The sequence below is a fragment of the Arthrobacter sp. NPDC080086 genome (assembly GCF_040702285.1).
Window position 1 is genome coordinate 1 of the sequence record NZ_JBFBKP010000108.1, and the last position, 10,440, is coordinate 10,440.

The 10,440-nt window shown below is 70.4% G+C and carries 12 protein-coding genes and 1 pseudogene; 9 read left to right on the forward strand and 4 right to left on the reverse strand.

Features of this window, described 5'->3' with window-relative positions:
• The 3 genes from AB0305_RS21265 to AB0305_RS21275 all read right to left on the reverse strand — a co-directional run.
• Positions 1 to 247: GlsB/YeaQ/YmgE family stress response membrane protein (locus AB0305_RS21265; RefSeq protein WP_366173960.1), on the reverse strand; the 247-nt coding region annotated here is incomplete at its 3' end.
• Between the two features lie 174 nt (positions 248 to 421).
• Complete coding sequence (locus AB0305_RS21270) at positions 422 to 631, reverse strand: dodecin (protein ID WP_290256972.1); 210 nt, start codon at positions 629 to 631, stop codon at positions 422 to 424.
• 90 nt (positions 632 to 721) lie between these two features.
• Positions 722 to 1,498, reverse strand: a complete 777-nt coding sequence (locus AB0305_RS21275; protein ID WP_290257298.1) for an SGNH/GDSL hydrolase family protein — start codon at positions 1,496 to 1,498, stop codon at positions 722 to 724.
• Between the two features lie 220 nt (positions 1,499 to 1,718).
• On the opposite strand from AB0305_RS21275, the gene AB0305_RS21280 reads away from it, so the two are divergent.
• Positions 1,719 to 1,976: a metal-sensitive transcriptional regulator gene (locus AB0305_RS21280; RefSeq protein WP_290256971.1), complete on the forward strand. Its 258-nt coding sequence runs from the start codon at positions 1,719 to 1,721 to the stop codon at positions 1,974 to 1,976.
• Positions 1,977 to 2,026: 50 nt separating this feature from the next.
• Here the strand turns inward: AB0305_RS21280 and AB0305_RS21285 are convergent, their stop codons facing one another.
• Positions 2,027 to 2,737 (reverse strand): FadR/GntR family transcriptional regulator, encoded by a 711-nt coding sequence (locus tag AB0305_RS21285; RefSeq protein WP_290256970.1) that lies wholly within the window; start codon positions 2,735 to 2,737, stop codon positions 2,027 to 2,029.
• 169 nt (positions 2,738 to 2,906) lie between these two features.
• On the opposite strand from AB0305_RS21285, the gene AB0305_RS21290 reads away from it, so the two are divergent.
• From AB0305_RS21290 to AB0305_RS21325, 8 genes and pseudogenes are all read left to right on the forward strand, one after another.
• A complete protein-coding gene (locus AB0305_RS21290) occupies positions 2,907 to 4,394 on the forward strand; it encodes a four-carbon acid sugar kinase family protein (protein ID WP_364135985.1) in 1,488 nt (495 codons plus the stop codon).
• Between the two features lie 29 nt (positions 4,395 to 4,423).
• Positions 4,424 to 5,317 carry an NAD(P)-dependent oxidoreductase gene (locus AB0305_RS21295; RefSeq protein WP_364135988.1) on the forward strand — a complete coding sequence of 298 codons (894 nt, stop codon included), beginning with the start codon at positions 4,424 to 4,426 and terminating at the stop codon, positions 5,315 to 5,317.
• An 86-nt stretch (positions 5,318 to 5,403) separates the two neighbouring features.
• The gene (locus AB0305_RS21300; RefSeq protein WP_364135991.1) at positions 5,404 to 6,870 is read left to right on the forward strand and encodes a GntP family transporter; all 1,467 of its coding nucleotides are present in this window, start codon (positions 5,404 to 5,406) and stop codon (positions 6,868 to 6,870) included.
• Complete coding sequence (locus tag AB0305_RS21305) at positions 6,870 to 7,742, forward strand: class II fructose-bisphosphate aldolase (protein ID WP_364135994.1); 873 nt, start codon at positions 6,870 to 6,872, stop codon at positions 7,740 to 7,742. Before AB0305_RS21300 ends, AB0305_RS21305 begins: the two co-directional genes overlap by 1 nt.
• A 57-nt stretch (positions 7,743 to 7,799) precedes the next feature.
• Positions 7,800 to 8,204: a DUF1304 domain-containing protein gene (locus AB0305_RS21310; protein WP_364135997.1), complete on the forward strand. Its 405-nt coding sequence runs from the start codon at positions 7,800 to 7,802 to the stop codon at positions 8,202 to 8,204.
• Positions 8,205 to 8,306: 102 nt separating this feature from the next.
• Complete coding sequence (locus AB0305_RS21315; RefSeq protein ID WP_364136000.1) at positions 8,307 to 9,641, forward strand: acyltransferase; 1,335 nt, start codon at positions 8,307 to 8,309, stop codon at positions 9,639 to 9,641.
• Complete coding sequence (locus AB0305_RS21320; RefSeq protein WP_364136003.1) at positions 9,638 to 9,982, forward strand: GNAT family N-acetyltransferase; 345 nt, start codon at positions 9,638 to 9,640, stop codon at positions 9,980 to 9,982. The genes AB0305_RS21315 and AB0305_RS21320 overlap by 4 nt, the downstream gene beginning before the upstream one ends.
• Positions 9,983 to 10,065: 83 nt before the next feature.
• Positions 10,066 to 10,440 (forward strand): annotated as a pseudogene (locus AB0305_RS21325) (hypothetical protein); the annotation flags it as partial.

Consider the following 10,440-nt stretch of genomic DNA (forward strand, 5'->3'; position numbering starts at 1 on the left):
GGGTGATCATGCCGTAGATGAGCAAAACGATGATCGAACCAACGATCGCCAGCAGCCAAGTGGTCAGCGAGAAGAAGTCCTGCAGACCGGTGCCGAAGATTGCGCTGCCGATGAAGCCGCCCAAGAGGGCGCCAACAACGCCGAGGACCATCGTGATGACCCATCCGCCGCCCTGACGGCCCGGCAGGATGGCCTTGGCGATTGCGCCGGCGATGAGACCCAGAATCAGAAATCCGAGAATACCCATTTGCTGTCCTTCGCTTTCTGTTGAGGAGACACCCGGGTTGCCGGGTGCGCTTCGTCCTTCTGGGTAAATACTAATCATGCTTACTATCAAATTGCCACCCGGGCGGAGGAAATCGCCGCAAGGGAGATGCAATCGTTAGCAGGCGTCCAGCAGAAAGCACGGCAGGACGACGGGTCAGCGCTCCAGCCGGAAGCCGAGTTTGATGGTGACCTGCCAGTCGGCCACCTCGTTGTTTTCCAGGTGTCCGCGGATCTCCTTGACCTCAAACCAGTCCAGGTTGCGCAGGGTCTTGGCGGCCTCGGCGATGCCGTTACGGACGGCCGCATCGACGCCCTCCGTCGAGGTGCCGACTATTTCGGAAATGCTGTAGGTGTGGTTGGACATCTTCGCTCCTCGGGATCGTCGTCGGTCCGTTGACCCGGCCGCGGCGGCCGGGGGCCGTCCCTGCAGGCTAGCGGACCGGACCGCCCCGGACTAGGGGCTGCCGGCGGGGGAAGCGGTCACCCGCAGTACCGGGCCGGGGTCCGGGCGCTTCGGCGCGGCCGGGCTCTCGGGCGGGTGCGGCCGGAGCCGCTGGGCCATCCACGGAAACAGATAGTGCGTCGCCCAGGACAGGTCCTCGGTGCGGGTCTGGCGCCAGCCGGGCGCGGGCAGCGGCTTGGGTCGCAGCGGCACCAAGGTGTGCGGAACCTGCAGGGTGTCCAGCACCATGCCCGCAATGGTGTGGTGGCCCAGCGGCGAAAAATGCAGCCGGTCCGGGTCCCACATCCGCGGATCGCTGAGTTCCCGCATGGTCCACAGGTCCGCGATCACGCCATGGTGGCGTGCCGCGATGGTCCGAATGTTCTCGTTGAACACCGCCACCTTCCCGCGGATGCGGCCAAAAACGGGCGTGTGGCCCCAGTCGGGGCCGGTGAAGATCACCACGGTCGCCCCCGTGGCGGACAGGGCGGCGACGGCGGCGTCCAAGTCGACGGCGAGACGGTCCGGGTCGCGGCGGTGGAAGACCAGGTCGTTGCCGCCCGCGGAGAGCGTCACCAGATCCGGCTGCAGCGCGATGGCCCGCTCCAACTGCAGGTCGACGATCTCCTGCAGCACCAGGCCGCTGACGGCGAGATTGGCGTAGGAAAAGTCGGCACGGAGGGCGGCGAGCTCCTCCGCAATCCGGTCCGCCCAGCCGCGGATGCCGCCGGGACTGCCCGGTTCAGGGTCCCCCAGGCCGGCGGTGAACGAGTCACCCAGGGATACCAGCCGCTTCCAGTGGCCGCCGCCCGGCGCGTCGTTGCCGAAGGGGAGTGCCGGATCGAGGAATGCTGCCGAGTTCACAAGCTCAGAAATACGCCCGGACCGACGCCGGGGCAAGGTACTTTCGGCCCCCACGGGGAGGATTCCCGATACCTGCCGGGGGTATGCATGATACGGCAGGGGGTATATGATAGACGGTAATCCACCACTTTTCCGGGAGGCTCCCATGGAACTCGATCCCACGGACATGAAGTCCGTCATTAACCGGCTTCGCCGCGCCCAGGGCCAGCTTGCCGCCGTGACCCGCATGCTCGAGGAGGGCCGCGACTGCAAGAGCGTCGTGACCCAGCTCGCGGCCGTCTCCAGCGCCCTCGACAAGGCCGGCTTCTCCATCATCGCCACCGGCCTGCAGCAGTGCATGCAGCAGGAGGACCCCAGCCTGGACCGCGCCGAACTGGAGAAGCTCTTCCTCTCCCTGGCCTAAACAGGCTTGGGGCGCCGATAGCCCGGCCATTGGGCGGCCATCGGGCGGCGTCAGCCCGCCGGGGCCGCCAGCACGTAGGTCCGCAGGTCATCCAGCGTCTGCTGCATGTGGGCGTCCATAGCGTCGCGCGCAAGCCGTGGGTCGCGGGTGGCCAGCGCCGCCGCAATTTTTCCGTGGTGCTCGATCGCATGGGCCTGGATCTCACGCACCTCGGAGGTCTGGGTCCGGCGCCTCTCAAGGACCCGGTGCAACGGCGCGAACAGCACCGCGGCGAAAACATTCTCCGAGGCGCGCAGGATCAGGTCGTGGAAGGCGAGGTCCGCGGCCACGAAGGCCGCGACGTCGTGGTGTTCGTGGGCGGCGCGCATTGACTCCACCTGGCCGCGGAGGGTGTCCAGGTCGGCGTCGCTGATCCGCGAGGCCGCCAGTTCGCAGGCCCCCGATTCCAGCATCCGCCGCAGTTCGATGAGCTGGACCGCCGTGGCGGCGTCGTTGGTGCCCTCCGAGGCCGCGCGCAGCACGGCCTCCAGCGATGCCCAGCGGCTCAGCGGGTTGACGAACGTGCCCCGCCCGCGCTCGACGCTCAGGATGTGCTGGGCCTCCAGGGTCTTGATCGCCTCACGGACGGTCATCCGGCTCACGTCGTGCCGCGCGCTCAGCTCGAGCTCGCCCGGGACCGGGGAGCCGGGCGGGAACTCGCCGGCGATGATGCGGTCCAGCAGCTCGTCGGCCACGACGCCTACCAGCGATTTCCTAGCCAAATCTCCCCGTCCAACGTCATCCACACGCGTGCCCGACAAGTCTACTTGCGCGTCTCTGTGCCTTATGCCACACTAACACTCACTTGTTAGATGTCAGACATCTTACAAATGCGGTTGGAGACCAGCCGCGCAGATTCCACCGCAACAGAGTTTCCACAATGGAGTGCACGTGCCCATAGCAGCAGAGCCCTTAGAGGCAGATGTCCTGGCCGCCTTCCCGGCGGAGGTCCCGGTACCGGCAGCCTTGGTGGCCGACGGCGTGGCCGCAGCCGCCGCGGCGGGCCCCCGCACCCTCGTGGTGCTGGATGATGACCCCACCGGCACCCAGTCCGTCGCCGACCTCCCCGTCCTGACCCGGTGGGAGATGGAGGACTTCGCCTGGGCCTTCTCCCACCGCATCAACGGCCGTCCCGCGGACGCCGTCTACGTCCTGACCAACACCCGCAGCCTGGACCCGGCCGAGGCCGCCGCCCGCAACGAGGAAATCGTCCGCAACGCGCTCGCCGCCGCGCAGGCCGAGTCACTGAGCGTGGGCTTCGTCAGCCGCAGCGATTCCACCCTCCGCGGTCACTACCCGCTGGAGCCGGACGTCATCGCCGCCACCGTCAGCGCCGTCGACGGCGGGGCCACAGACGGCGTCGTGATCGTCCCGGCCTTCCCGGACGCCGGCCGCGTCACGATCGGCGGGGTGCACTACATGCGTGCCGGCGGCCCCGGCCGCCTCACCCCGGTGGCGGACACCGAGTTCGCCCGCGACGCCAGCTTCGGCTTCGCCAACTCCGAGCTCGCCCGCTACGTTGAGGAAAAGTCCGGCGGCCGCTTCAGCGCCGGCTCCGTGATCGTCCTGGACCTGGACACCATCCGGGCCGGGGACCCGCAGGCCTCGGCCCGCGCCATCGCGGACGCCATCGACGCCGCCGTCGACTCCACCCCGATCGTGGCGGACATCGTCTCCGAGAACGACCTCCGGCTCCTCTCCCTGGGCCTGCAGGAGGCAGAACGCCGCGGCAAGAAGCTGCTCTACCGCGTCGGCCCGCCGTTCGTCCGCGCCCGGATCGGGCAGGAAATCCGCACCGAACTCACCGGCGCCGAGGCCTACGCCGGCAACCAGCCCTCCGAGGCCGGCGGCCTGATCGTGGTGGGTTCGCACGTGGGCGTCACCACCCGCCAGCTCAACGCCCTGACCGCCCAGCACGGGTCGGCCCGGATCGTGGAGATCGACGTCGAACAGCTCCTGGACGGCCGCGCAGAGGCGCACCTGGACGCCACGGTCGCCCACGTCGTCGACGCGCTGCACGGCGCGGACGTCATCCTGCACACCAGTCGCCTCCTGATCAAGGCCGACGACGCCGCGGAGAGCCTGCGGATCGCCCGTACCGTCTCGGCCGCCGTCGTCGCGGTCGTCAACCGGACGCTGAAGACCTTCCCGCCCCGCTTCGTGATCGCCAAGGGCGGGATCACCTCCTCGGACGTGGCCGCCCACGGCCTCGAAATCCGCCGCGCGATCGTCCGCGGCCCCATGCTCCCGGGCATCGTCTCCCTCTGGGAGCCGGTCGACGGACCCGCCAAGGGGATCCCGTACGTCGTCTTCGCCGGAAATGTCGGCGACGACGAATCCCTCGCCCAGGTCACGCGCAAACTCAGCGCCACCTTCTAACCAGCCGCACCCTTTCAACGGAGAAAACCATGAACTACCAAGTCACCGTCCTCGGCCTCGGCGCCATGGGCCTGCCGATGGCAGCCCGGCTGGCCACGGAACTGACCGTCCACGGCTTCGACATCGCCGAGCCCCGCCTGCGGCTCGCCGAAGAGGCCGGCGTCCGCACCTTCGGCTCCGCCCGTGAGGCCGCCGAGGGCGCCGACGCGCTGCTGCTGGCCGTGCGCAACGGCGAACAGCTGGACGAGGTCCTCTTCGGCGCCACCGGCGTCGCCGGGGTCCTCAAGCCCGGCTCCGTCGTCATCCTCGGCAGCACCGTGGGCACCGACGCCGTTCCCGCCACCGTGGCCCGGCTGGCCGAGTACGGCGTCAGCCTGGTGGACGCCCCGCTCTCCGGCGGCCCGAAGCGCGCCGGCGAGGGCGACCTGCTGATCGTCGTCGGCGCCGAACCCGCCGCACTGGAAGCCGCCCGCCCGGTGTTGGAACTGCTCGCCTCCACCCTGACTGTGGTGGGCGACAAGCCCGGCGACGGTCAGGCGCTCAAGACCGTGAACCAGCTGCTGTGTGGCGTTCACATCGCCGCCGCGGCCGAGGCGATGGCCCTGGCCGACGCCCTGGGCCTGGACCAGGCGAAGACCCTCGCCGCCCTCGAGGCCGGCGCCGCCGGGTCCTTCATGCTCTCCAACCGCGGCCCCCGCATCCTCGAGGCCTATACCGAGGACGGCGCGGAGGTGCTCAGCCGCCTGGACATCTTCGTCAAGGACATGGGCATCGTCGGCAAGGCCACCCGCGCCGCCGGGCTCGCCGCGCCGGTCGCCGCCGCCGCCGAACAGCTCTACCTCCTCGGTCAGGCCCAGGGCCTCGCCGCCGAGGACGACTCGGCCGTCATCAAGGTCGTCGCCCCCGCAAAGCGCACCGCCTAAGCCTTCCGACCCCCCGACCCCGGCCGGGGCGGCCCCCACCGCCGCGGCCGGACCCTCCCTCCCGCCTGTCAAAGGAGACACCCCCGATGAACCCCCTGCTCAATTCCCTGATGGTGGGCGCGGCTGACGCGCCCGTCATCAAACCGGCCGTGGAGCTGGGCACTCCGCTGCTGCTGACCATCGCCGCCGCCGGCGTCGCCCTCCTGCTGGTGCTGATTATCCGCTTCAAGATCCAGGCCTTCGTGGCACTCCTGACGGTCAGCATCCTGGTGGCCGTCGCCGCCCAGATCCCGCTCAAGGACGTCTTCACGGTCGTCTCCAACGGTGTCGGCAGCACCATGGGCAAGGTCGCGCTGCTGATCGCCCTCGGCGCCATCCTCGGCCGCATGATCGAGGTCTCCGGCGGCGTGCAGTCCCTCGCGGACCACTTCACCGCGAAACTCGGTGCCAAGCGCGTGGCCGTGGCCCTCACCGCCGTCGGCTTCCTCGTCGCCATCCCCGTGTTCTTCGAGGTCGGCATCATCGTCCTCGTGCCGATCGTCTACGCCTTCGCCAAGATCGCCAAGGTCCACCCGGTGAAGTTCGGGCTGCCGATGGCCGGCATCATGCTGGCCATCCACGTCGCCGTCCCGCCGCACCCGGGCATCGTGGCCGGCGCGGGCGTCTTCGGCGCCGACATCGGCCTGATCGCCCTGATCTCCCTGGTCATCTGCGTCCCGCTGGGCTTCCTGTCCTACTGGGTGGCCTCGATCATGAACCGCAAGGACTACGAACTGCTGCCCGCGGTCAAGACCCAGGTGGATGAGTTCGGCACCAAGTCCCTGGTGAAGGTGGGCCACGACGGTCCCGGCGCCGCCGCCGTCGCCCCGCCGCGGCCGGGCCTGATCATCTTCCTGATCGCCACCCCTATCGTCCTGATCCTGCTCGGCACGGTCGGCACCCTCACCATCGCCAAGAGCAGCGCCTGGTACGGCGTCGCATCCTTCGTCGGCAACCCGTTCTTCGCCCTGTTGGTGGCCGTGGCGCTCTGCTTCTTCCTGCTCGCCGTCCGCCGCCGCTGGTCGCTGACCGAGACCGGTGAAATCTTCGAGGACGCGCTGCCCCCTATCGCCTCGATCCTCATGGTGGTGGCCGCCGGCGGCGTGTTCGGCAGCGTCCTGCAGGTCTCCGGCATCGGCCAGGCCCTCTCCCAGACCCTCGACACGCTCGGCGTGCCGCTGCTGCTGCTGGGCTTCATCATCTCCCTGGCACTCCGCGCCGCGCAGGGCTCGGCCACCGTGGCGATCGTGACCACCTCCGGCCTGCTGTCCTCCGCTGTCGCCTCCGGCGGCTACACCCCGGCACAGATCGCGGTGCTGGTCATCGCGATCGGCTTCGGTTCGCTCGGACTGTCCCACGTCACCGACGCCGGCTTCTGGGTGGTGGTCCGCTACTACGGCCTCACCGTCGCCGACGGCCTGCGCACCTGGACCGTGCTGACCACCGTGCTGGGCGTGGCCGGCTTCGCGCTGACCTTCGTGGCCTGGCTCCTGGTCTCGGGCCTCAGCGCCTGATGCGTACCCGTCTGGACACCCTGGTCGCCGGCGCCCTGCAGCAGGGCTCGGCCGTCCCGGCCTTCACCTGCTATGACTTCACGACGGCGCTGGCCGTGGTGGGCGCGGCGGAGGAGGCCGGGCGGGGCATCATCCTGCTGGTCGCGCCGAAGACCGCGGGGACCCCCGAGGGGTTGCGGCTGATCACGGCGCTCCGCGGCCTGGCCGACGACGCCGGCGTCCCCGTCGCGGTCCAGCTGGACCACGCCGCGGACCCGCAGCTGATCCTGGATTCCGTCGACGCCGGGGCCGATTCGGTGCTGGTGGACGGCTCCGCGCTGCCCTACGAGGAGAACATCGCCCTGGTCCGGGACGTCCGGGCCCGGCTCGAAGCGCAGGGCAGGGACGACGTCGTGATCGAGGCCGAGCTCGGCGGCCTCGCCGGCGACGAGGACCGCGCCTTCGGCCCCGACGCCGGCGGGAACGCCGCCGGTGGCGAGGCGGGCCTGACCGATCCCGGCCAGGTGGAGGACTTCGTTGCCCGAACCGGCGCCCGGCTGCTGGCCGTGGCCGTGGGCAACGTCCACGGCAAGTACCGCGGCGAGCCCCGGCTGCGCTGGGACGTCCTGCAGGAGGTGGCCGTGCGGGTCCGGGTGCCGCTGGTGCTTCACGGCGCCTCCGGGATTCCGGCCTCCGAGCTGGCCAAGGCCGCTGCGATGAACGTGGGCAAGGTCAACTTCAACACCGAGCTGCGCACCGGCGTGCTGCAGGCCCTCACCGAGCAGCTGCCCGCGCACCGGGCCGACGGCGAGAACCTGCAGGGCCTGCTGGGCCACTGGACCGGCTCCGCCCGGAGCTTCGCGGCCGCGTCCCTGGCCGCCCTGGCCCGGTAGCACGGGTACCCGGCCACGCAGGAAGTCTGCAAAGCGGCGGGAGGCTAGGATCAACCCATGATCCTGGCCTCCCTCGTCTTTGCCCTGCTGGCAGCCCTGCTCCACGTCTACATCTTCATCCTGGAGTCCTTCCAGTGGACCCGGCCCGCGACCTGGAAGCGGTTCGGCCTGGCCTCGCAGGCGGACGCGGAAACCACCCGCCCCATGGCGTACAACCAGGGCTTCTACAACCTGTTCCTGGCCATCGGCGCGTTCGTAGGCGCGGGCTGCGTGGCCTTCGGCGGGCCCGGAACGTCCGCCGCCGTGGTCGGCTGGACCCTGATCCTCAGCTGCTGCGGCTCGATGCTGCTGGCGGCCCTGGTGCTGGCCCTCAGCGGCAGGAAGTACCTCCGCCCCGCCGCCACCCAGGGCACCCTGCCGCTGCTCGCCGTCGTGCTGGGCCTCGCCGCCATCCTCACCTAGCCCACCCTGGCCGCGCTCGCCGGCCCTTCCTGCCCTTACCCCGGCCCGCGGCGCTGGGCCACAATGGTGCTGTGGACAGCGTGAGGGCGGTGTAGCCCCGCCATGACCGGGGGCTCGGGGCAGCGGGGGACCGGAACCCGGAGCACGGACGGCCGTGATCCGGCGATCGACCTCGCCCGGCTGTTCTGCCTGGCCCTGGTGGTGGTTGGCCACACGCTGATGGTCAGCCCGGTGCTGCACCCGGACGGCACGGTCACCTCGGAGAACACCCTCGGCAACCAACGCTGGTTTGAGCCCGTGGTGTGGGTGCTGCAGGTGATGCCGCTGTTCTTCGTGGCCGGGGGCGTGACCGGGCTCTACTCGTGGCGGCGGCTGCGCTCCATCGGCGGAACGGCCTCCGAATTCGTCCAGGCCCGGCTGCTGCGGCTGATCCGCCCGGCCGCGGTGCTCCTGGCGATGATGTTCACCGGCCTGTGGGCGGCCCGGCTGGCGGGGGTGGACTCGCAGGTGGTCCAGCTGCTGGCCAGCGGCGCGGGCATGCCGCTGTGGTTCCTGGCGGCGTACCTGGCCGCGCAGTTGAACCTTCCGTGGCTGGCCGCCCTGCATGCGAGGGCCCCGTGGCTGACGCTGGCCGCGCTGGTGGCGCTGGTGGTGGCTGTCGACTGCCTCCGCGGCGCGGTGCCCGGCCTGGCGTACGCCAACATGGTGTTCCTCTGGTGTGCCGTGCAGCAGCTCGGGTTCCTGCTGGCCGACGGGACGCTGCGGCTGGGCCCGGCGGCCCTGCTGGGCCTGGTGGCCGGCAGCAACGCCGTCCTGGGCGCCGCGGTGGTGCTGCGCCTCTACTCGGGGAACATGCTGGTGAACCTCAACCCGCCCAACCTCACCCTCTTCCTGCTGGCCGTCTCACAGGCCGCGGCCCTGCAGCTGCTGCGGCCCTGGCTGGTCCGGCTGGCGGCCCTCCGGCCGGTCGGGGCCGTCCTCGCCGCCGTCGGCCGCCGGTCCATGACCATCTACCTCTGGCACTTGCCGCTGATCGCTGCCCTCTCCGGGCTGCTCCTGCTGACCCGCCTGGCCCTGCCCGCCGGCGGCAGCGCCGCCTGGTGGTGGACCCGTCCGCTGCTGCTGCTCGCCGTCGCCCTCCTGCTGCTGCCCGTCCTGGCCCTCTTCGGAAGGCTGGAGGAGCGGCCGACGGCGCCCGGGCCGCCCCGGTCCCGGCCGGCCACCGCCGTGGCCACCGCCGCCGTCGTGGTCTTCCTGCCGGTGGTCCAGGCCGCCGTCAACGGACTGACCGTGGGGCTGCTGGGCGGCGGTGCCGCCTGCTTCGCGCTCGCCGCCCTGCTGCTGGGCCGCATACCGGTGCGCGCCCCGGCGCCCGGTCGGCACGGTGCGGGGGACCCATTGCCACCCCCGGAGATACATGCCAAGGTCGAACCATGACCGAGAGCGCGGCAAGAACCGAAGACACCTTTGGCCCGGACGTCACCACCACCCGCAACGACGCGCTGCACCGGTACGAGCTGCACGTCGGCGGCGAGCTAGCCGTGCAGGCCCGGTACATCGACCGCCCGGGCCACGTGGACTTCACCCACACCGAAACCGAGGAACGGTTCGCCGGCCGGGGACTGGCCAAGGTGCTGGCGCACTTCGCCCTGGACGACGTCGTCGCTTCCGGCAAACGGATCATCCCGCATTGCCCGTTCATCTACCGCTACCTGCGCAAGCACGAGTCCTACAACCAGTGCGTCGACTGGCCGGAGCAGCCGCCCGCCGGTGCCTGACAGCTTGTGAGCCCGGCAACAAGCTCGTATGGTTAGCTCTGAGTTATGCAGTTGGCTCACGGACGTGTCTTTTGGAGTATCCCGTGAACCACAAACTGCGTGTGCTTGTCCGTGTTGATGCCGATACCGGCCACGTGACCCTGGAAGCCTCAGGGTGCCTCACCCAGGACAGCTACCCCGCCCTGCTGCACATCATGCGGCGTTCCAGCCGCCTTGCCGCCGGTGCGGACGTGACCCTGGACCTGTACGGCGCCTCCCACCTCGATCCCGAGATCCTGCTGTCCCTGAGGGAATCCTCGTCCTCCCGGGCTGAGGGTTTTGCGCTGGAACTGCTGGAGCCGGCGGACCTGCCGGTCTGCCTGGCCCACGTGGGGCCGGCCGCCGGGGAGCTTGCCGACGACGACGAGGCCGGCGCCTTGGGCGACGACCGGCTGGAAGTGCCGTCCACGTCAGCGGTG